General features: G+C 48.4%; 25 protein-coding genes. All 25 read right to left on the bottom strand.

Features of this window, described 5'->3' with window-relative positions:
* Window positions 1–3 precede the first annotated feature (3 nt).
* The 25 genes from ACFVS2_RS15750 to ACFVS2_RS15870 all read right to left on the bottom strand — a co-directional run bounded on the left by ACFVS2_RS15750 (window position 4) and on the right by ACFVS2_RS15870 (window position 21,845).
* A complete protein-coding gene (locus tag ACFVS2_RS15750) occupies window positions 4–957 on the bottom strand; it encodes an XkdQ/YqbQ family protein (protein WP_390235365.1) in 954 nt (317 codons plus the stop codon).
* 15 nt (window positions 958–972) lie between these two features.
* Window positions 973–1,563: a hypothetical protein gene (locus tag ACFVS2_RS15755; protein ID WP_390235367.1), complete on the bottom strand. Its 591-nt coding sequence runs from the start codon at window positions 1,561–1,563 to the stop codon at window positions 973–975.
* A complete protein-coding gene (locus tag ACFVS2_RS15760; RefSeq protein ID WP_390235369.1) occupies window positions 1,560–3,986 on the bottom strand; it encodes a phage tail tape measure protein in 2,427 nt (808 codons plus the stop codon). The genes ACFVS2_RS15755 and ACFVS2_RS15760 overlap by 4 nt, the downstream gene beginning before the upstream one ends.
* 235 nt (window positions 3,987–4,221) lie before the next feature.
* Entirely contained in the window at window positions 4,222–4,608 is a 387-nt protein-coding gene (locus tag ACFVS2_RS15765) for a phage tail assembly chaperone (protein WP_390235372.1), read from the bottom strand.
* Window positions 4,609–4,622: 14 nt separating this feature from the next.
* Window positions 4,623–5,075, bottom strand: coding sequence for a hypothetical protein (locus ACFVS2_RS15770; protein ID WP_007723453.1), 453 nt, complete (start codon window positions 5,073–5,075; stop codon window positions 4,623–4,625).
* Window positions 5,076–6,413 (bottom strand): phage tail sheath subtilisin-like domain-containing protein, encoded by a 1,338-nt coding sequence (locus tag ACFVS2_RS15775; protein WP_390235375.1) that lies wholly within the window; start codon window positions 6,411–6,413, stop codon window positions 5,076–5,078.
* 2 nt (window positions 6,414–6,415) lie between these two features.
* On the bottom strand, window positions 6,416–6,607 hold the full coding sequence (locus ACFVS2_RS15780) for a hypothetical protein (protein WP_390235377.1): 192 nt from the start codon (window positions 6,605–6,607) through the stop codon (window positions 6,416–6,418).
* Window positions 6,607–7,104: a hypothetical protein gene (locus tag ACFVS2_RS15785; protein WP_390235379.1), complete on the bottom strand. Its 498-nt coding sequence runs from the start codon at window positions 7,102–7,104 to the stop codon at window positions 6,607–6,609. Before ACFVS2_RS15785 ends, ACFVS2_RS15780 begins: the two co-directional genes overlap by 1 nt.
* 373 nt (window positions 7,105–7,477) lie before the next feature.
* Window positions 7,478–8,131: a hypothetical protein gene (locus ACFVS2_RS15790; RefSeq protein WP_390235381.1), complete on the bottom strand. Its 654-nt coding sequence runs from the start codon at window positions 8,129–8,131 to the stop codon at window positions 7,478–7,480.
* 250 nt (window positions 8,132–8,381) lie between these two features.
* Window positions 8,382–8,579 (bottom strand): hypothetical protein, encoded by a 198-nt coding sequence (locus tag ACFVS2_RS15795; RefSeq protein WP_017251814.1) that lies wholly within the window; start codon window positions 8,577–8,579, stop codon window positions 8,382–8,384.
* Window positions 8,576–8,803 carry a hypothetical protein gene (locus ACFVS2_RS15800; RefSeq protein ID WP_390235384.1) on the bottom strand — a complete coding sequence of 76 codons (228 nt, stop codon included), beginning with the start codon at window positions 8,801–8,803 and terminating at the stop codon, window positions 8,576–8,578. Before ACFVS2_RS15800 ends, ACFVS2_RS15795 begins: the two co-directional genes overlap by 4 nt.
* Complete coding sequence (locus ACFVS2_RS15805) at window positions 8,749–9,087, bottom strand: RNA polymerase sigma factor (protein WP_173616806.1); 339 nt, start codon at window positions 9,085–9,087, stop codon at window positions 8,749–8,751. Before ACFVS2_RS15805 ends, ACFVS2_RS15800 begins: the two co-directional genes overlap by 55 nt.
* A 401-nt stretch (window positions 9,088–9,488) precedes the next feature.
* The gene (locus tag ACFVS2_RS15810; RefSeq protein WP_390235386.1) at window positions 9,489–9,965 is read right to left on the bottom strand and encodes a DinB family protein; all 477 of its coding nucleotides are present in this window, start codon (window positions 9,963–9,965) and stop codon (window positions 9,489–9,491) included.
* A 28-nt stretch (window positions 9,966–9,993) separates the two neighbouring features.
* A complete protein-coding gene (locus tag ACFVS2_RS15815; protein ID WP_390235388.1) occupies window positions 9,994–10,551 on the bottom strand; it encodes a DNA-3-methyladenine glycosylase I in 558 nt (185 codons plus the stop codon).
* 123 nt (window positions 10,552–10,674) lie between these two features.
* Window positions 10,675–11,418 carry a type I methionyl aminopeptidase gene (map, locus tag ACFVS2_RS15820; RefSeq protein WP_390235390.1) on the bottom strand — a complete coding sequence of 248 codons (744 nt, stop codon included), beginning with the start codon at window positions 11,416–11,418 and terminating at the stop codon, window positions 10,675–10,677.
* A gap of 134 nt (window positions 11,419–11,552) precedes the next feature.
* A complete protein-coding gene (locus ACFVS2_RS15825; protein ID WP_390235392.1) occupies window positions 11,553–12,368 on the bottom strand; it encodes an alpha/beta fold hydrolase in 816 nt (271 codons plus the stop codon).
* Window positions 12,369–12,462: 94 nt separating this feature from the next.
* Window positions 12,463–12,792 (bottom strand): DUF2085 domain-containing protein, encoded by a 330-nt coding sequence (locus ACFVS2_RS15830; RefSeq protein ID WP_390235394.1) that lies wholly within the window; start codon window positions 12,790–12,792, stop codon window positions 12,463–12,465.
* A 492-nt stretch (window positions 12,793–13,284) separates the two neighbouring features.
* Window positions 13,285–13,527 (bottom strand): hypothetical protein, encoded by a 243-nt coding sequence (locus tag ACFVS2_RS15835; protein WP_390235396.1) that lies wholly within the window; start codon window positions 13,525–13,527, stop codon window positions 13,285–13,287.
* A 76-nt stretch (window positions 13,528–13,603) separates the two neighbouring features.
* The gene (locus ACFVS2_RS15840) at window positions 13,604–14,464 is read right to left on the bottom strand and encodes a PepSY domain-containing protein (RefSeq protein ID WP_390235399.1); all 861 of its coding nucleotides are present in this window, start codon (window positions 14,462–14,464) and stop codon (window positions 13,604–13,606) included.
* Between the two features lie 12 nt (window positions 14,465–14,476).
* Window positions 14,477–15,841: a HAMP domain-containing sensor histidine kinase gene (locus ACFVS2_RS15845; RefSeq protein ID WP_390235402.1), complete on the bottom strand. Its 1,365-nt coding sequence runs from the start codon at window positions 15,839–15,841 to the stop codon at window positions 14,477–14,479.
* A 3-nt stretch (window positions 15,842–15,844) separates the two neighbouring features.
* Window positions 15,845–16,531, bottom strand: coding sequence for a response regulator transcription factor (locus ACFVS2_RS15850; protein ID WP_390235404.1), 687 nt, complete (start codon window positions 16,529–16,531; stop codon window positions 15,845–15,847).
* A gap of 97 nt (window positions 16,532–16,628) precedes the next feature.
* Window positions 16,629–17,969, bottom strand: coding sequence for an SLC13 family permease (locus tag ACFVS2_RS15855; protein ID WP_390235491.1), 1,341 nt, complete (start codon window positions 17,967–17,969; stop codon window positions 16,629–16,631).
* Window positions 17,970–18,025: 56 nt separating this feature from the next.
* The gene (locus ACFVS2_RS15860) at window positions 18,026–19,210 is read right to left on the bottom strand and encodes a glycerate kinase family protein (RefSeq protein ID WP_390235406.1); all 1,185 of its coding nucleotides are present in this window, start codon (window positions 19,208–19,210) and stop codon (window positions 18,026–18,028) included.
* A 144-nt stretch (window positions 19,211–19,354) separates the two neighbouring features.
* A complete protein-coding gene (locus ACFVS2_RS15865) occupies window positions 19,355–20,353 on the bottom strand; it encodes an ABC transporter permease (protein ID WP_016741326.1) in 999 nt (332 codons plus the stop codon).
* Window position 20,354: 1 nt separating this feature from the next.
* A complete protein-coding gene (locus ACFVS2_RS15870) occupies window positions 20,355–21,845 on the bottom strand; it encodes a sugar ABC transporter ATP-binding protein (RefSeq protein WP_390235409.1) in 1,491 nt (496 codons plus the stop codon).
* Window positions 21,846–21,864 lie beyond the last annotated feature (19 nt).

A 21,864-nucleotide genomic window follows, 5' to 3' on the forward strand; every position in this document is an offset into this window, starting at 1 on the left:
CTCTTACGTCCTCCTTTCCAATTGGAGATCCATTGTGTATTGACCGCCTTGCCAGCGCGCTTGGCAGCTGGTGACGATCCAATCCGTGATGGTTTTATTGTCCTTTTCCATGACTTTGATGAGCCAGCCTGCACGTAACCTAGCGGCATTTTCATCCTCGTGCCTGACCGAAATGGAGCGTGTCTTGGGAATTTTGGACAACTCTGTGAGTTGCTTGGCTGCCAATCCAGCTACGTTTTTGTCTTCACCTGCGTCGATGATTTTTTGCATGCGACCGATTTGTTTGACCAAGCTATCATTAGATTTTGTTGAACTGCTTACCACTCGATCATCCCGGTAGCGTTCTACTGTCACAACGGTGTATACATCCTCGATACTTTCTCCCGTCGAACTGCTTGCGAGTAAACTAGCCTTGAACATCGGGATGATGCTGTTTTTCCCCTCGGGGAGTACCGTCAGCTTGTCACGCTGGTATTGCACGAAATAGCGGATGCCAGTCTTTTCATAAGCTTGCTCGGTCAGCGAAGTAAAGAGAGACGTGTATGATTGGGACGAGATTCTCTCCTTGACCGTAAAGCCGAATGCCGGGCAGCTAAAATGGATACCTGCCGACTTGATAATTCGTGCAAGCTCTGTCCCTGCGTCCCCGTCCAGTTTGAGTCTGGAGATTTCGTTTTTTTGCAAATACCATCCCAGTTCGTATGCCGTTGCGGATAAGTCGCCTGTCCGATCGTCGCGATCGAAGCGAACCAACGGGCCATGGAAAAGCTGCTGAGACTCTTTTAGTTCTGTCCCCGAAAAGAGCATCAAAAAACCCGCCGATTGTAGCGGCGGGCCTTCCTTGATTCTCACATCGCAATTTTGCGCGATTTGTCCCCTGGCAGAGGACCAGGACAATTCGGTAACGGCTGGGGTCAGGTCATAGCGGGTCTGTTCTTTTCCGTAAATGACTTTCATTTCATCTGCCCTCCATTACATTCTGTTTTCTCTTTCTAGCTTTTCGTTAATCTCTCTTTTCCTGTCTTCCAATCTTTTGATGTCTATCCGTGGGGCCGCTTGCTGTTTCTGTGTCTTCTTTGCTACCTTCCCGCTCGTATTCGGACGAGCTGGCTGCTGTCGTGTGATGACCGCACCCGGGGATAAAAGCTGCGTCTGATTGCTCCACGTAATGAATTCGTCTTTGACAAACAGCGGCAGCTCAATCGAGCCGTGAAAATCAACGTTTTTTCCTTGGAATTTTCCGTCACATGGCCCGATGAGCACATTCCACGCCAAATCAAGCTCGTCTATAGTCAAAAGTGCTTCCGAGCCCGTTAAGCGATCCAATCCAGCAAGCCACTGTCTGGGCCCTTGATAGCCCTGTACCTCGACATAGGGAGCCGTACTGTCCCCGGGTAAGATGAAGTCAAAGGAGATAGACTTTGGGCGTCTGGAAGAGATGCGGTTGCCGGACAATAATGTAATCGATGTCGTGCTTTCGATGTCGTTGCCATAGCCACGAAACTGGATTTCCGCAGGTGTAACCGGAAACGTCAGCCTATATTTTCCTTGTAGACCGATCATGTCGTTACCCCTCCCCTCGTCTCTAGTGCATCGAGCAGCGAGCGTTCGATGATGTCTTTGATGCGTTGGGCGACAGACGGGTCAGTAAGCATATTCAGCATGGTCGGGATATCCTGTAGTACGCCTTGAACGTGTAAAGGTATCGAAATTTGCGGAATCGTAATCGCAACAGACTGGAGTTTTTCTTGCAAATTGCTAACTGGCGATTGATTTGGAATAGGAGGTCCCGTTTGATTTGTTGGTTGAATAGTCGCAGACTCTGAAGAAGGCTTGTCCTGCCACCACGACTTGACTCCATCGTATAGGGCACCGCCCGCAAACGATCCTCCCATACCTCCAATAAACCCGCCAACAATACCGCCAATTGCAGTACCAAGCCCAGGTATCACCGAACCAATAGCTGCTCCAGTAGCCGCTCCCGCCGCTGCCCCTCCCCAGCCACCAAGAGCTTCTGCCCCCACTTTTGCTGCAGTATCCAGCTTGTTCTCTGATTCTGCAATTTCTTTAATACCCAGTAAATTTCCAAGAAGAGGTATCCTTCTGAGTCCCCCTTTGAACATGCTTTTCCAGGCGCCTTTGCTGGCAGCTTTACCAGCCTCTGCATGATTGCCGCCACTATCTGATCCAGGTTGGTTACCTGCCGGAGACGTAGCTGGGGCGCTGTTCTTGCTTTTTTCTGCTGTTTTGGCAGTTTCTCGTTGGGAACCACCAATAAGAGTATCTGGTGTGTGCCCTGCTGTAGAAGCAGTTGGAGAAGCATTTCGGCGCTTGCCGTCAGCTTTTTTTGTCCTTTCTCCTAGCGCACCCCCAGTATCCGAACTAGGCTTATTGCCTCCTTGAGAGCTACCTGAAGCACCTTTTTTCTTAGATTTATATTTAAAAGAAGGTCTCATTGTTGTCTTGCCATCACAACAGCAGCAGTCTTTGTTCCTACCTGCCCCCAAATTGCCTTTATTAGGGGCCAGCGATGAGTTCTCGTTGGAAGCAGATTTCTCTTTTTTTCTGCCGAAAAAATCCCGTGTTGTGGTCAATAGACCTTTCATAGCCGTAACAGTACTGGCAAGCATGACACCAAGCGTAGAAAGTGCTGCAAAAGCACCGCCTACATAAACCGCAGCGAGCCTTGCCTCTGGGGACCAAGTGTTAAACCAGTTAAAGAATCCCGCGGTCACATTCGAAATCGTTACAGCTACTCCAGACAAATCGCTAGCAATCTGTGTGACCGCGTCCATTGCTGCATTTTTCGCTGTGTTTTGCGCTTGCATCATCTTCATGAACTCATTCTCATTGACAGCGGCATCATAAGCCAATTGCGCCTCGGATGCATTCACCTTCGAACCAGTCGCACCTGTAGCAATTTTCTTTATTTCTTCCAAGCTGGACGATAATTGCACCCCGCCACTGCCTACTAAAGCCGTCATTATATCTTGTTGTTTAGTTGGATTTTTCGGATCATCCTTCATCAACGATGTGGACATCAGTACTTTTGCTAAGGCAATGTTCTGGGCATCTTTATCTCCTGTCTGAAGAGCTGTAATTAACCTTTTCACTTCTTCAGACTGAAACTGGCTAGCCAATGCGCCATTAGCGGTTAACTGTTTCAATGCCCCTTCACGCAGAATACTAAATGACTTTGTATCATTCAGAACCTTCCCCACAGCCTCAAAACTCGTCGCCATCTGTTCAGGGGTTTTGAGGAAATTGCCTTTTTGAGCATTTAGTTCCGCCATCGCCTCTACGAACTTGAGGTTGACATTTCCCCCACCATAAATGCTCATATGCTGAATCGCATTTGCCAGTTGCTTTGGATCTTGTATTTCAGTAGACGACCCAATTGCTGCCATCATCTTCACAGTATCCTCTGGAGCAAATTTGGTCGTAACGTTGAGCAGTGCTGCTTGCTTTGCGTATTGAGCACCATTTGCAGCATTAGCTAGCTCCCCTTTGGAAATTAGAGCCATAGCTTGGGAAAGAGTTATATAAGGATTGAGCATCGTCATTTCTTTTGCGGTAGTTTCAAATTGCCTGATTTCATCTTCTGATTTCTTATTCGCCGCGTAATATCCGCGTTCTCTTGCGACTAACTTCGCTTCGTCTGTTACAGACGCCATACTAGCTCCCAAGGCTAACCCAGTAACCAAACCTCCAAGCCCGACAAGTTCCTTTTTCACTTCGCCCAGTTTGCTCATCATGTCTTTGAACTCAATCTTCGGCTTCGCAGTCACCTTGTCCAGTTTCTGTGTTTCCTCACGCAGCTTTCGCATGTCCTGTTGCATCTGGGACATACCACCTGAGAACTCTCTCGCCATCTTTTGCATCTCTTTACTGGTTTCGCCCATGGCCTTCGTGAGCTTTTCGGTTTCCTTGACCATATTGGTCATTTCCTGACGAGCTGCTTTTAATTTCGCTTTTTCAGTTGCCATTCTTTCACCCCCTGTCTCTCCTTGCTGTCTGTCTCTCTCCACCCAGCAAAACCCGAAAAAAGCCGGGAGACCTACCCCCCAGCTCTTTCCTCGTCCTCTGCCTCAATCATCTGACAAGCAAAAATAAACAGCTTCTGCTTGTACAAATCGACTTCGTACTCGAGTAGATCCGACGGGCGGCCTCTGCCTTTTAAAAAGGCGCGGCAAATATGCCAGGCCTCGCCGTCAGATCGGATTAGTTTTTTGCTTCTTCAATGGCATCTTCTTCCGTCTGGGTTGCATTGACTTCACGGACCGCATTGAGCAGCTTGGTGTAGCCATCTGGATTGTCGCGGAAAATTTTCTCGACGAGCTCGTACTTGGTGCCGACCTTGTACGCTTTCTTCAGCTCTTCCTGATTCCAAGGGAAATCGTGCTCGGTGGCTTTCACCAGACGGGCATCGTTGTACAGGAACCAATCCGTTTTCTCGCCTTTGTCAGCCATTCGCTCGCACTCGCGCAGCTCGGACAAATTCAGTTGACGAACCTTCCATTCGTCACCGTCGATGGTTACGGTGATTTCTTTTCGCGGAGCTTGTTCATTGGCTTTGGCCAAAAATTTCTCGAGTTTGTTTTTGTTCATATTCAAGCACTCTCCTATTCAGTGTAGGTTGGCAATTCATCGAGGTAGTCCGGCTTTTCGATGGACATCCCTTTCAGGTCATATGTCGCGTGATCGTTGCCGTCTGCTTTGGCTTCCCACAGCGTAATTTCGTCTGGGTTCAGAACGATGTTGGAGATGCGGACGCGTTCGGAGTTGCCCGCCTCCTTGTCCAGTGTCTCGCCGATCAGGAATGGGAGGACTGGGGTCTTGCCTTGAGTCAATTGATCGACGCAGTAGTATTTGAGCGCAGCGTTGGTTGCGGTAATTTTCAATGTCACTTCTACATGCCAGTCGTTGACGGTCTGGATTTTTCCTTTTTGCAGGCGGTTCGTGTCGCCGTACTCTACCTTGAGAACCATTTTTCCTTCCAAGGTACCGAAGATCGGGTCTCCGTTTTCATCGTAAATTTGGCAGTTCTTCAGTTTAATATCTCGTGCAATAGCCAATTACAGCACCTCCCAGTCAATGTCAAAGTATTCGATGGCATCAAGCGGCTTCGCAGACAAGAGGAAGCCACGGCGGTCCCCGATGCCATTCTTTTGATCCGTAAACGTCCAGCCTGTATCAATCGCGCCTTGCTGCTCGCGGACGGTCATGTACGCATTGACGGCAGAGACAAACACCGCGCCGCCCAAATCGTTGTTAGCGAGCTTGCCTTTGTATTTCTTGCCGACTTGGCTGATGTCGTTGACGATCTGATCCAGCGTCATGCTGACACGGATTTTTCCGTAGTCCTCGCGCTCATGCGTGCCTAGCACCGCCAGCGTATTCACGGCGCTTTCGATGATATACACATCTCCGTCGCGGGTTGCGATCAACGTACCAGAGCCGAGTGCAGTCAAAATATCGGTGTGGCCCCAATCCTTGAGCGCTTTTTTCAACGGAACGACAACGGCCGTCAGCGATTCATGCGCAGGTGTCGCGGCGATCATACCCGCTACCCATGCGGCCCACTCCAGGCTGCCATATACTTTTCCGTTGTTGTGCTGACCAGCGATAGCACTATTGACGACAAAACGGGCATTTTGCGCCACAGAGCGCTCGATGTGCTTCGCCATGTTCTCGTCATCCGCCGCTTTGCCACCGATCACCAGCGTGCTGAGCTTTTTATTTTGCGCGCGACGATCGCTCATGAATTGTTTCGCTGCCGCTTGTACAGCCGCATCGTCAAAAGGCAGATACATCGTGTCAAAATCAGCACCGGACACAGCCATGAACAACTTAGTCGAGTCAGCTGGGGTAAGCGCTACTGTGCCACTTTTCGCTCCTGTTAGCGCTGTTTCTGGCACGATTGTAACGGCAGTCTCGCCCAGCCTTTTCACACGCACATAGTTGGATTGGCTCGTTTTCGCCGCCAGCTCATTCGCATCCGCAAACGAAAACTTCTCGGTTTGCAGCGGGCCTGTTACCTGGAGTTCCTTCTTGCCTGGCTCGGACGTTGAGGCCGTGATGACAACCTTCAGCTCGTTACCTACCAAGCCTGGATACAGAGCCTCGACTCTGATCGCATCCGCTTGCTCATAGGCTGCTTTTGTGGCTGTGCCATTCGTCATGCGGTATGCGAGAATCGTCGCGCCGCCTTCTGCTGCCAGCTCTACGGTATCGACCTTGCCAAATGTCTGGGAAAGTCGCTCCTCAAAGCTCCCCAGCTTGACAAGCTCATCTGGCGCGCCCCACTCTGCTTGGTACGGCACCAATACAACACCGCTCTTTGGTACTACACGTTCTTTTGCTTTTGCGATCAGTTCGACCGTTACACCCGGACGTTCACGTTGAATGGTCATGCTTACACCCCGCCTTTGTATTTGGTCAGTCGGCTCTTCACTTGTCCTTCTGCCAGTTCTTGATTATCTTCTTCAGAAAAAAGAGCACCTGCTACCTCGAACCGTTCGGCTCCAAGATAAGCGGCGCTCTTGATCCACTCTTGTTTGGTTTGCACAAGCTCTGGGGCCTGTGCTTGTTGTTCTTTACGTGCCACTATGATCGGACCCCCTCTACATCAAATTCGTTGATTTTGTCTGTAACTGCTCTCTGTACCGCCACGTTGTAGGTGAACTGGAACGCGATTTCCGTCCGGTCCTTTTTATCCCGCCAAATACGCAAGGTGGAGCTGTCTATCTCGATGGACAATCCAGACGGCTTGCCTTGATAGCTAAATTGCCTTTGGCGAAGAAGCTCACGCAGCGGCTCAGCTGAAAGCGGCTGGTAGACACCTGCTACCTTTGGATAGTGGAGGACGATGGCTGCTTCTGAGACCACCTGATAGGAAGTGAGGCTTCTTCCTTCTTCACGGACCCCTTGCGTCAAAAGAAACGCGATAGGCGGCTGGAATCGCTGCGCCATCCAGTCGTCCACGTTCACAACAGTAGCCAGCTCTGGATACGCTTCGTTTACCAGTTCAATGAGTACGGCTAGCTCACGATCCATCCAGCTTCCACCTCCCATACTTGCGGTATTCTCTTCTGTCTTCGTCACATGTCTCTTCCCCCCACTACTTCACTTCATTTGGCAAGGCATCCACGGCAAATGCCCGCCGAGCAGGGAGCGAGTAGCCTATAGCTTTAAACTCGCAACATCGTGTGGCGCCAATCGCCATTTTCCCTGCTCGCCGGACATTAGAGTCGTCAGCGTACATAAAAAGCCACCCGACAGCTTCATCGGATGGCTCGTATCTCTCTTACTTGTTTCGCTTGACTCAAGTATAACCGATTCGGGGAAAAAACCGGGAAAATGACCCTATGTGTCAGGTAGTGTCAACCTTTGTCAGTCTCAACATGCTTGCGAAAATGAAAAGAAGCTGTCATCTACCAGACAGCTTCTCGTCTATTGAGCCGGGCTCTGTTTTTCATTATCCAGTCTGCTGAGCCTGATCGCCATACATCGCCCATGCCATCTTCATCACGGCACTGCGCTTGATTTCATAATACCGCTGTCGGGACACACCAATCTCTTTGGCAATCAGATTGTTCTTATCGCCATCCAGCAAAGCTTCGACTACCAATCGTTCCTGCTCCCCCGGAATCGTCTCTACCGCTTGGTTGATTCGCTCGATTTTATCCTGCAAATTTTGCAGCCTTTTCCACTTTCGCTCCCTGCGCGCAACCTCCGCATGCGTCCTATCTCCGGTGGTGCCCTTTCCTTTTGGCATGCCTGCATCTAATCCGTACTGAGAGACCATTCCTTCCCCCGCCTCGCGCAAAAAACGCTGGATGCGTATGATCTCGATCTGCATGTAATTGTAGTCGCGGATTTCTTCCTCGGCTTTTTGTAGAAAATCTACGATGGGTGCTTGCTCACCCAACCGGACGAAGCCTTCTTTTCTAGCGGATACTGTCTTTTGTTGCCCTTTTGCCTTTTGATCCCGCATGTACTTATCCCACTCCGGGCAAGAATCGATTTTTCCTACGTGTTTATCATGAACCTGGCAATGTGATTTCTTTCCCCAACACGTTGCCGGACACACCTCGCATACTGCTTCCATGAAAATATTTTTGCTGATCAAGGCATTATTCCCCCTCGGTCATATATATGAAGTCCGTATGATTGCTTAACGGTTTTCGTTGACTCTTGCGCCTTTTCTTAATCTTTGAGACAAACCGATCTGTCCGATAATGACTCCGATCAATAAGACAGCTGCTCCGATTAATGCTGCTTCTATCATTTCGTACGTATCTCCTTTGCATCGTCATTTTCTTGTATAATGAAAGGGGGCAAAGAGGATACTCACCAGTTGTATTCTTTGCCCCAAGCAATTAATGGGGATTCCGATCGTCAGTCGGAGTCTCCTTTTTTTGTTCCAGTTGCTCTTTCTTTTTCTCTTTGTTTGCCTTTAATTGCAGGTTGAACAGATTATTAATCCGAATCTGCAAATCTACCTGCTTAAACGTGACGATTAAAGCAAGGAAGCACACGACAACCGCGAGAACCTGAACGTAATCAATCGTCATCATAGCATCACTTCTCCACTGCGGATCGCTTCGAGCATCGCCGTTTTCATTTCTTGCACGCTCTCTTCGCGAGGTAGTTTGATAAAGGAAGCAAGGTACTCCATGTCGGGAAGCAGAAAGTCGAGGATCGTCAGTACAGCCCGATTATCTCCTGACTGTGCTTTTTGGAGGGTCAGGCTGAACGAGTCAGCTTCTCGGCCAATTGGCGCAAATATTTGTTTTTGCATTTACTCACTCCTTGTCTGGTCATATTCAGTTTTTTGGCTACCTGTTCTTCTGTCATTCCTTGAATAACGACTTGCTTGATAATGATCCGAGCTTTTTCTGGGAGTTGCATCAACACCTCCTGAACATACAGGTCCGACAGGTTCTCCTCGATCTCTTCCGTTCCCCGCATCTCCTCTTTGATCACCGTCTCCCTGTACAAACGCTTCTTGGCGGCGTACTGCAATCGCCACGCAATTCTCTTGAGCACTTTTCTGCAATGCTCTTTCAACTGCTCATCTGTCATATGCTTCACCTTCTGTTTTTTTCGAACATCCAACCGCAGGATAGGAACACTAGTTCTCTTTGTAGTACAAGTATCTCATACTATGGTAATAAGTTCAAGTTCTTTCCACCAGATTTTTGGAGATGATTTTTCCGGTTGATCCACTGCATAACTTTCAAAGAAGACATCAAAAAACACGATCCCAAGTGGAGATCGTGCCTGTGTAGAAGTATAAAATTTTCCTTACACAACTGATGTCCCTACTCCACAAAAGTACATAATTCTCATACTTTTTGGGTTTTATCTGCCCATCACGCAAGAAACATCTTAAATGAAAAATGACCTTTTAAAAAATAAAAAAGCAAGCCCCTCTCGCATTCACAACAGAAGAGCTAGCTTGCTTTTCTTTCTTTCGCACTCTTTTAATCCCAAATATTCGGACGTTCAACACCCATCGTGCGCATATAATCTAGCAGTTGACCGGTATGTACCGACTCATGATAGGCGATTCGCAACAACATATCTCCAAGCGTGCGGACATAGCCTACATCGGATCGATCGATGCGGACACTCTCTAAGTCGCCCTTGGACAACCCTTTGACAAAGCGGAGAAATTCTTCTCGATACGGCTTCGCAAAGGCCAAATCATCTTCTACGGTCGAAAACTCTTTGGTTTCATACGGATTGGGGATAGTAGACAGAGCGGCGCTTCCCCGTTGGATCAAAATCTGGTGATACAAAAACTCACCCTCGATGACATGGCGAATCATTTCCCCGCACGTGAACGCTTTATCGTCAGGCTTCCAGTTGAGCATTTCTTTAGGAATTGCCTTCCAAACTTTGATGCTTCTACGTCTTACTTCCTCAAAATTTAAGATTAAGAGATCATTTTCGATCATGCCATTCTCCCCTTTCCGTCAGCTCGTCCTAGATTTTTTGATAGATATCACATGTCGCTACGTGATCATTGACCATACCGACTGCTTGCATAAAGGCGTAGCAAATGGTTGAACCGACAAACGTAAAACCGCGCTTTTTCAGGTCCTTGCTCATCTTGTCGCTGATTTCGGTAGAAGCAGGCACATCCTTCATTTCCTGAAAATGATTATGGATCGGCTTCCCGCCTACAAACGACCAAATATAGCTGCTAAAGGACCCAAACTCCTCCACAATCCGCAAATACGCGTGGGCGTTCTTCACGACGCCGCGAATCTTTAGCCTGTTTCGAACGATGCCTTCGTCTGTCAGCAATTGCTCGATCTTGGCTTCATCGTATTGAACGATTTTCTCTGCCTCAAAGTTATCAAACGCTCTTCGATAATTTTCCCGCTTCTTCAAGATCGTGTACCAGCTCAGCCCGGCTTGAGCTCCTTCCAAATTCAAATATTCAAAGAGCAAACGATCTTCATAGACAGGAACTCCCCACTCGTGATCGTGATAATCCATATAGATAGGGTCCTGATTCACCCAGCCGCACCGATTCATGGCAAGAAACCTCCTCTACACAATACGAACATATATTCTTATATAAAGAATATACAATCATTGGCTATTCTGCAAGTTTTTCTTCACAAAAAAAGACCTCAACAATATGAGGTCTCCCTGCAATCAAGCTGTTAAAATAATTGGCTTCCCCTTCGTTATAACGATGGTGTGCTCGTATTGAGCTACATAACTCTTATCAGGCGTAATAAGCGCCCAACCGTCCCTGCCATCGTCCACATATTCCGTCCCCGTTGAAATAAATGTTTCAACCGCCAACACGAGACCTTCTGTGAGCAAGCGTCTATCCTTTTTGTCATAGTAATTCAAAATGTAAGCAGGCTCTTCATGCAAGCTTTTGCCGATGCCATGACCCGTAAGATTTTTGACGACTGTAAAGCCTTTTTTCCTGGCCTCTTGGTGAACAATGCGACCAATCTGGCTTAGCTTCGATCCCGCCTTCGCCGCATCCAATGCCTTATACAGCGACTCCTCGGCGCATTGGCATAAGGATTGCTTCTTAGCCTCGCCTTCCCCTACCACGATAGAAGCACCTGTATCGGCAAAATATCCATCCAGCTCTGCCGAGACATCAATATTGATGATATCCCCATTTTGCAGGACGGTATCATCAGGGATGCCATGCGCAACAATGTGATTGACACTGATGCATGTATGCCCCGGAAAATCATAGGTGATATTCGGTGCAGACCGCGCTCCGTACTTTGCCAAGATCTCTCCGCCAATCTGGTCGAGTTCTTTTGTAGTCACACCTGCTCTTACTGCCCGAATCATCGTCTCTCTTGCCTCTGCCACAATACTACCGATCCGTTTCAAGCACAGCAAATCATGTTCATTTTGAATCGACATGTGTCTCCCTCCTGTCTACAAATATAATTATTTCCCAGATTCATACTCACATTGGAACATTTTTCTTCGCCAATCGCAACCGAAGAAAAACAAAGAACCCCAGAAGCATCCTCTGCGGCTCTTATCTTACGAAGCTATGCTGGATTCCATGCATACATTCCTTGTGCTGTTGTCGACTGCTTTTGAATAAACCCGATGGAGATTCGGTTAAATTCTTCCGGCTGATCGACATTGACGACATGACCGCAGTCAGCGACTAGACTCAACTGTGCAAATTGTCTTTTTTTCACACGCATCTGGACGAACGGCAAAAACATATGGTCTTCGTCTCCCATAATGAACAAGGTAGGGATGGGAGGCTCTTTATCAAAGAGGGTTCCTAGGAATCGATTAATGCCTTTTGTTAGCTTGAACCATCTCTTGAATTCTTTTTGACAAAGCTTTTTGGCTTCGTGGATAAACAAGGAGCGCGATTCTTTATGACGCTTACTCGGCATGATCACCCATGCAAACAGTCGATACAGCCACATGTACGGGATAAAATGTTTGACCATATTCCCCAGCGTGATCAGCACCTGTGATCGAACGTTTAAGTGCGTCACAGCTCCTGCCAACACCATAGAGCGCATTCTCTCCGGGGCCTGCTCCGAAATAATCTGCACAATGATCGTCCCCAAGGAAATCCCCACAAAATGGGTGGAAGCGATTTTTAAATGATCCAAAACCTCAATGATATCTCTGCTGACATCATCAAAGGTGTATGTTTTGAACAGCTTGCCTGGGATGTTCTTAGATTTTCCGTGACCACGCATATCTACTAGAAGAACATTGAAATTCTCTTTGTATGCCTTGAGTTGTTTACACCAAATCGATGAGCTGCCCCCTGCCCCATGGACAAAAGTCACCCATTCGCAATCTTCACCACGTATGTATGTCTTATAATGGATCACTAATATCCCCCCACCAGTATTATATAGGAGGGATGTCCCAGGTGAAAGGATTACCATAATATTGAAATTTTTGTGTACATAGAGGCATATCATTTCACCCCAGTCTCTCTACCAAAAACCAAACGACATTGGAAATGAGTAAAGACTGTCCGATTCCAAAACTGAACCCTGTGAAAAATCGCAGCATGTTATTGCTTGTTCGCCACTTCCATTGTTGGGTAAAGCCATCAATCAGCATCGGCAATAATAGGAATCCAATCAAATAGTAAGAGGTTACGATATGCATCCCTGCAAAAACAGGCGCCAGCAGGTATCCAGCTAGTATTGAAACACATCTAGCACATAGCGGCATTTTCTTACCACCGATATAAAAGGAACGATCTGATCGCCGATGACAGGGAATCCACTGCGTATTGATCTTCATCCACTCCCTCAATCTGGCTTGCAATCGCAATCACAATCTGGTGCATCACAATCTGGACAATCGACTGGAAGATAGTTGCAATCTGGCGAACAATTTTTACGCTTTTTCCGGTTTGTTGAATAATAGAGAATCATGCTAATCAAAACAAGAAGGCCTAGTATAATCAAGACTCCTCCTGTTACATAATCCCCTTGATACAGAAACACGCCTCCCGCTATCCATGCGATCATGCAAAGCGTTAATCCAACAAAAAACAGATACATCCTCTCCCCTCTTTTCTTTCTACGTCAAAGAGTATCTGCAGTTTCACTGTGCACTACGATCGGGGGTGAAGTCATCGACCCGGCTGATTTGTTATGGCGTCCACATATTTATACCGCTCTGTACGTGCGTATGAAAGCCAATAAACGGGGATCGGAACAGGAGCTTTTTCCCTCCTATTTGTATCTATGTCCTCAACTTGCACATTTTCCAGTTCCACATCAAATAGGCTTAAGAAACTCTCAGCGGCTTCCCGAGCAGACACACAAGCAACTCTCGGTATGCTCTATCTAGTTGGAACTCCATCACATAGCCCGTTTCTTTGTCTATTTCCAGTTTTGTACCTTCATCCCCTATTTTTATCTTGCAAGTTCTCCACGAATCGTACGTTTTGATTTGCCCTAGCAAACCAGGAAACAAACCAAACCATCTCTCCATCGTCCCCCGAACCGCTTCTGTCGGATATGCAATCATCAATCTCCCTCCCGATCCCGAACGAAAAAACCGTCAATGCAGACACTGACGGCTTTCTCTATTTGAATACTAAATCCTAATCATCATCACCATCATCAAGATCATCGTCGTCGGTGTCATTGGTGTTCTTGTCATCACTTGAAGATGTATCCGCCGGAGCACTGCCATTTTTATCGGCTGGTGTCCGATCATCATCGTCATCATCGGTAGAGCTATTGTCGATGGTCGTAGTCGAGAGCACTTTTCCGGTAATAGCATGTATGCGTACATCTACCGTTTTGGAGTCTTTTATCGTGATCACCCGATAGACTGCCCCACTCTTTGTCTCGATTAAATCAACATCATCGATCTTGCCGCCACTTGTTCTTTCCGTCGCAATCTGTTTCGCTTGCTGTTCGGTAATTTTGGTCTGTGGCTGCGCTGGTGGTTTCGAGCTTTGATTCGGTTTCGGCTGCTGTGTTTGGGTTTGGGTTGTAGCTGGCTGTTGTTTACCTGGCGCAACCGTCCCCGTACCTACTGGCTTGGTGGCGTTGCCTGAAGCATCCTTCCCGCCGTTATTCGGTTGCGGCGCTGTACTGGCTGTCGGATTTGAACCCGGCTGCGTTGGATTCGCCGCCGTTTCGTTTGCCTTCGGCTGCGCAGTGGCTGCGACCAAGGAGAGCTCCTTCAAATCAATAATTTCGCCCGTATGTGCATTCACCATCACACTATATGTTCCGCGCTCATTGAGGAGTTGGAGATTGTAAATGCTGTTTTCTCCTACATCCGTCATGGAGATCGATTCAATCTTCCCCGGGTAGCGGGCCGTCACGATCTGTTTGACTTCCTCCGCTGACAATGACTGCAAATCCATGCTCGCGAAGATCCGTTGCATGCCAAATGCCGTAGTGACCAACAGAAAACTCGCCAGCAGCCCTATTTTCCATTTATTATTCATACGTACCTCCTGCTATTTCTTAGCCTGCCCCGGCAGAAAAACGGTCACGAGCGTCCATTTCCCTTCTTCGCTATCCAGTGCAATATCGCCTTGATGGGCATCCACGATCTGTTTGGCAATAGAAAGACCTAATCCTACGCCCCCTGTTTCGCGGCTGCGGGCTTTGTCTACACGGAAGAAACGGTCAAAAACATGCTGCAAATCTTCTTTGGGAATCCCCATTCCGTAATCCTTCACCGAGAAATAAGGCCGGTCCCCTTGAAGCCCCACCCCAACCTCGATTTCATTGGAGCTGTATTTCATCGCATTGTCGAGTAAAACGACGAGCACTTGTTTTAATTTTTGTTCATCGGCCATCACAGGAACCGACTCGTGGTTTGCGCCCAGTTGAAAGGACCTGCCATACGCATTGGTCAATTGTGTAATGGTCGTTTGGCACATCGGGATCAAGTCGATCTCTTTGACATCCAGATTCCATTCGGCGCTATTGTTTGCGAGAAGGAGCATTTGATTGGTCATATCCTTCATGCGCACGGCTTCCGAATAGATCGCCTCCACCGACTCTGCCAGAACCTCCGGCTTTTTCGACCCCCAACGCTTCAATAGCTTCGCATAGCTTTCTACTACAGTCAGCGGCGTTTTCAATTCATGGGAAGCATCTGAGACAAACTGCTGCTGCTTCTCGAAGTTTTGCTGCAATAAATCCATCATTTTGTTAAAGGTACTTCCTAACGCTTGCAATTCATCCTTGGATGTGTGCTCAAGCGGTATTTTCTTAAAAATACTACGTGCTTGAATGTCTTCCATCGTTTGTATCATCGAGTTGACTGGTCGCAAAATCAGATTGCTCAACATGCGTCCAGCAAAAAAAGCAGGAATCAGCACGAACAGCGAAGCAAACAACAGGACGTTTTGCAGCAGGCTCAAATTTTCTTGCAAGCCCGCAATACTTTCAATGACTTCTAACGTGACAATTTTCCCATTCGTCCAAATGATCGGGACCTTGACGTACGCGTATTTCGCTCCGTTGACATCGAAGACACCGTCACTCGCTTTTCTATCAAAGATGGGCTTCGGTGCCGGGATTGGCTGTGTGCTGTCTACTTCCTGCGTGACGATGGCTCGCGATTGCTGATCGATAATCCGGATCATCCCGTTCGACGGCAAATACGGCTGCAAGAGCGTAGCAGGGTCGAAACTTTCTACACCGATCTGATTGAGTCCACTCTGGATGTGCAGAACTTCTCGTTGTAGACGATCCAGCTCGCCGTCTGTTGTCACTTTGTAGAACATGAAGTAAATGAAGCTGTTTACCATGAGCAACATTAGCAAAAGTGCGACCGTAGAGAACAAATGAATTTTATTTTTGATTTTCATAATCTACCCCTTCAGCATATAACCAACGCCTCGTACTGTATGCAAAAGCGGGGTTTCATACCCTTGGTCCACCTTTTTACGCAAGTAACGGATATACACGTCAACGACATTTGTGTCTCCGAAATAATCAAATCCCCATACGTGTGTAAGAATCTGTTCACGATTCAGAACTTGGTTTTTATTCTGCATCAGATAAAGCAACAAATCGAATTCACGCGGTGTCAGCTCGATCTGACTGGAGCCTCTCGTCACTTCCCGTGATTTTTCATCCAAGCTTAAATCTGCTACCTCTACTTTGGCGCTGGCTTCCACTTTCCTCGTCATTTGGGACAAACGGAGGCAGGAACGGATGCGAGCCAGCAGTTCCTCGATTTCAAAAGGTTTCGTGATGTAGTCGTTCGCGCCTTGATCGAGTCCATTCACTTTGTCTACGACAGCATTTCTGGCCGTCAACAATATGACTGGCGTCGCGGAGTCCTTTACCCGAATCCGGCGAAGCACTTCTATGCCTGACAAGCCTGGCAGCAGTACATCGAGCAAAATCAAGTTCCATCCGCCTTGATTGTATTGTTCCAGCGCCTCAAGCCCTGTTTTGGCGATCTCGCTTTCGTATCCTTCGTATTCCAGCTCTAATTGAATCACACGAGCAATTTTCTCTTCATCTTCCACAATTAATATTCGCTCCGACATGTAATCCTCCTAAGCCTTGCATCCATTATCCAGATGAGTTTAGCAAATATTGGCTGTGGATCAAAGAGTAATCCGTACGAAAGATATAATTTTTAACTTATATCGATAACCCTACCCACTGCCAGTACGCATAATAAAAGACGACCATCAGGATCGCGTGGGCCGCACCTGCATACAAGCTCAACCGCAGCAAATCCTTAGGCAAAAAGGTCTCCTTGCCGCTTTCCTGGAACATGAGCAATGCTTTGGAGCTGACAGGGAAGGTCAGGCAGTAGTTCATGCCGACGATTCCTAAGAACAACACAGTCACTTCATTCAAATCAAGACTGCTCGCAAAGTAGAGAAGCGGTGGAACAAGAATAACGGCTCTCGTTGTATGCGATGTAATGTAAAGATGGGAGGTCAGTGTCAGCAAAGTAATAACCCCAATGATCAGCAGCGACGATTCCCCTTCCAGCTGCTCGGTGATCGTGAACAGCTTCTTCATGATCCACTCTGCCGCGCCGCTCTCCAACAATGACTTTCCGAGGGCAATGGCTGCCCCTACAAACAGAATCAGGTTCCACGAGACAGACTGTACGCCATCCTTCCATTTCATGACGCCCACATTCGGCAGTGTCAAAAGAAAGGCGCCGACAACTGTCGTGGTTGCAATCTCGATTCCGTGAAACCGCTCTGTCAGCCAGAAAATGACCATCGCCCCGATCACAGCAACCGTATATTTTTCATTGCGGGACAAGGTAAGGGAGAGCTTTTTGCTCGCAAGTGGGCGCTGCATCTCTTCTTTAGTGAGAAACAGAGCCAGAACAATCCGGCAAGTAACGATGCTGGCCACTACCCCAAACGGCAGTCCCCACAACAGCCACTCTGCAAAGCTAATCCCTTCCCCATTGAACTCCTTCAGCATATCGAGTGCGATAAAATGGGAGCCCGCTCCGATCATGGTGGAGCTCGTCGATACTAAAATAATCGTCGGAATCAGGATCGCCATGGCTTTCGTGATTTGCTTGTTCCCGATTTCTGAGGTCAGCGAGTGGAAAACAGGCAGTAGCACCGCTGCGCGTCCAGAAGTAGACGGGATAAAGAAAGCGAGAAATTGAACGACGACCGTCAAGAGCCAAAACAAGCTTTTAACATTCTTTGCGCGGCTCACGACCAGATCTGTGAGTTTGCCTGCCAAGCCAGTCACTTGAAGAGCACCGCCGAGAATGAACGAGCCAATCATTAACCAAATGACATCGGAGGCGAGCGAGTCGAACAAAATTTCCTGGTCAGCCGTTCCTGTCACGACGAGGAGTAACACGGAGCCTATCGCCACATAGGCGGAGTTCAGCGAGGTGGTCGTCCACAGGATCACGGCGACACAGAAGCAGAACAAGCTCCATTTGGCTTCAAATGTCAGGGAAGACGGCAACATAAGCAGTAGTTCAACGAACATAATCAGGACAATCGGAAGGACCCAGGCAGGTCTTTCCTTTGCAGCAGTCTGTGCAATCACGATACTTGCTCCTTCTCCATTAAACGATTTGCGAGCTGCAGGCCCACCATGATGGTTCGCATGGAGCTTTCCGAGCAATCTGTCAGCCATTTTTGCGCATGCATGAACGCTTCCTCCAACGTAGACGGCATCGGCAAAATACTCGTGTACGCATCAATTCCGTGCTCATAATTGAGTCTTGCACCTTTGCCAACAGTCCCCACCAAAGCCACCACTGGCAGGGCATGCTTTTTCGCCCGCTTCGCCACTTCCACTGGAATTTTTCCTCGTGGGGTTTGAAAATCAATGCTTCCTTCCGCCGTAAACACAAGGTCTGTCTCTTGAAGCATCCGATCCAAATCAATGTACTTCATGATAATGTCGTAGCGTGGATACAGATTCGCACCCGTCAGCACATGCAGTCCGGCACCCAAGCCACCCGATGCACCACTGCCCGGCATTTCTCTGACATCGCTACCGAAATCCCGCTCGATGATAGCCGCGAATTGTTCGAGTGCTTCTTCCAGCTCAACCACTTGCTCAGGTGTCGCTCCCTTTTGCGGGCCAAACACGCGAGCGACTCCGTTTTCCCCACACAGCTTGTTAAACCAGTTGCAAGCCACATCGATTTGCACCTGCTTGAGTCTTTTGTCCATGCCGGATACATCGATTTTCGTTACTTTTGCCAGCGAGATTCCGCCTTCAATACGGATTTCTTGACCGCTTGCATCCAAAAATTTCGCGCCAAGTGCTTGCGCCATGCCTGCCCCGCCATCGGAAGTACCGGAATCGCCGCAGCCTAGCAAAATACGATCTGCCCCCATGTCCAGCGCCGCTTTGATCAATTCACCGACGCCATGTGTCGTCGTTTTGCGCGGATCACGCAAGCTTCTTGGAACCAGTCGCAGTCCCGCTGCTGCCGCCATCTCAATCACAGCCGTTTGACCTGTCGTCTTTGATCCGAATATCCCGAAATGGGAAGGAACCTTTTCTCCTACAGGGCCAGTTACTTCTTTATCAATAATCGAGCCATTCGAAATTTTCACAATTGCTTTTGTAAAACCTTCTCCTCCATCTACCATCGGCAGTGTCTGTACTTGGGAGAGCGGGAGTACGCGCAGAATTCCTTCTTTCATGCATTCTGCTGCTTGCTCGGCATCTAAACTTTCCTTAAAGCCCGAAGGCACAACGAGTATACGCATAAAAACAACATCCCTTCTCTTTATTTGAATTTGCTTTCGCATTTGTCTCACTTGAGTAAGACCAATACTAAGCTTCAAAAAAGAGAAGGGAATAATAGGAAGATGAGAAATTGATGAGAGAAAAGTAAGAAGAACGTTACGTTTCTAAGCGTTTCGTTTTCTGCGCAGTTGATAATAGGTCACAGCCAAAGCAAGCGCCAATACCGTTCCTTTGATAATATCGTAAGCGTAGTACGGCAGATTGAGCATCGTCATGCCGTTGAGCAGCACCCCGATCAGGATGGCTCCCACAAATGTACCAAAAACGTTTGGCTTTCCTGCACCGAATACGGAGAAGCCTACGAAAGCAGCCGCTACTGCATCCATCAGCATGGAGCCACCACTACTCACCTGCCCGGTACCGATCCGCGCTGCCAAGAGCATCCCGCCCAAGCCCGCAAAAAGTGCGGAGAGCACATAAGCCAAGGTACGATAGCGATTCACAGGAATCCCCGACAGACGGGCAGCTTCCAAATTGCCGCCTGTCATGTACAGCATCCGCCCCTGTCTCGTATAGGTCAAGTACACATGCGTGATCGCGACAAGTAAAAAGGTCAGGATAACCGGAACCGGTACGGAAAGAATTTCTCCTTGGCCCAGCCAGAGGAACCATTCCTGGAATTTTCCCGGTGCCTGTGAGCCGTCCTGCATCGGCATGTTTGCGTAGATCGAGTAGCCTTGGGAATACGTCATATGAATGCCGTTGACGATGTAGAGCATTGCTAGAGTAGCCAGCAAATCAGGAATGCGGATTTTCACGACCAAGAAGGCGTTGACCAACCCTACGAGCAAGCTGAGTACAATTGGAACAACCAGTGTCGTGAAGACCCCTTGTTCGTACCAAACCATCATGGAAGCAGAAACAACTGTGGTCAATGAAACCGTCGATCCTACAGACAAATCAAAGCCTCCGACAATCAGCGAGAACGTAACGCCAATCGCGACAAATGTCACAATCGAGATGGAGCGAAGAATGTCCGTCAAGTTGTCGTACGTGAAGAAATACGGGTTGGTCAAACTGAATAACAACATGACAATAACGATAACGGCAACCGTTCCGTATTTATAAACAAAATCAAATAAGCTAAACTTTTTATCTGCCACGTTACTCACCTCCGCTTGCGTAATACATAATCAGCTCTTGTGTTGCTTCCTCGCGACTCAATTCCTTCACGATCTTGCCCTCGAACATGACGAGAATCCGGTCTGCGATCCCGATGACTTCCTGAAACTCACAGGAGAAATACAGGACACCCTTTTTCTGCTCGGCGAGATTTCCGATCAGACGGTAAATATCGCTTTTCGCTCCGATATCCACCCCTTTTGTCGGCTCGTCAAACATAAAGAGGTGAGCGTTTGTATCCAGCCATTTGCCGATAGCGACTTTTTGCTGGTTTCCGCCGCTGAGGAAACCGACCAGCTGCTTGATATCGGCTGTTTTTACCCCAAGGCGCTGCACGAGCTCTCTTGCGTTGGCCGCTTCCGCCCCTCTTTTGATAAAACCGAGCCAGGACTTCTTTTTCAATGAGGAGACAGACAGGTTGTTCTGCACGGACTCCTCTACGAAAATTCCTTCCTTGCGCCTTTCCTCCGGGACGAGTACGATCCCTGCATCGACGGCGTCTTTTGGCGAGCGCAGTTGGACACGTGTTCCATGCAATCGAATGGCACCAGCCTTTGCCTCATCTGCACCGAAGAGCAATCGGGCGAGCTCAGTCTTCCCTGCCCCGACTAGACCGACGACACCCACGATCTCTCCCTCGCGAACCTTCAAGTTGACTCCACGTACTTTGCCGCCAGCCACACCTGACGCCTCAAAAATCGTTTCGCCAATCGGCACTGCAAGCTTCGGGAACTCCTCATCGAAGCTTTTGCCCAGCATGTTCGCGATCACTTCGTCCATGTTGGTCTTCGCCGTGTCCGAAGTCACGACATGCTGTCCATCGCGCATGATGGTGATCCGATCGCAGATTTCAAAGATTTCCGGCAGGCGGTGGGAAATATAAATGATCCCGACTCCAGCTTTTTTCAACTGCGCAATGATTTGAAACAGCCGCTCGCTCTCCTTCGTGCTCAACGGCGCTGTCGGTTCATCGAAAATGACATACTTTGCTTTTTGAACGGTAGCCCGTGCAATCAAAATCAATTGCTTTTCCGACAGCGTACATTCTTCGACGAGCATCCTCACCGGAATGGAGAAGCCGAAGTTTTTTAAAATCTGCTCTGATTCGTTGTACAAGCTCTGCCAGTTGATCAGTCCCTTGGTTTTCGACTGGACGAGCTGGCCCGCCAATATGTTTTCGGCGACGCTCAAATACGGGATCAAGGCGGTGTCCACTTCCTGATAGACACATTGAATGCCCTGTGCTTTGGCGTCCAGCGGCGAATTGATCGTCACGGCCTGTCCATCGATGGTGATCGTACCGCCATCTGCCTGATACGCTCCCGTGAGAATTTTCATCAGGGTACTCTTTCCTGCACCATTGGCACCGAGGAGTGCGTGAACCTCTCCTGCGCGCACCTCAAAATCGACGGATCGCAGGGCAGGAACCCCAGAAAACTGCTTCGCCATCCCTTTCATCTGCAATGTGGACATTTTTCACACCTCCTGTTTA

Source organism: Brevibacillus sp. NPDC058079 (assembly GCF_042885155.1).
Taxonomy (GTDB): domain Bacteria; phylum Bacillota; class Bacilli; order Brevibacillales; family Brevibacillaceae; genus Brevibacillus.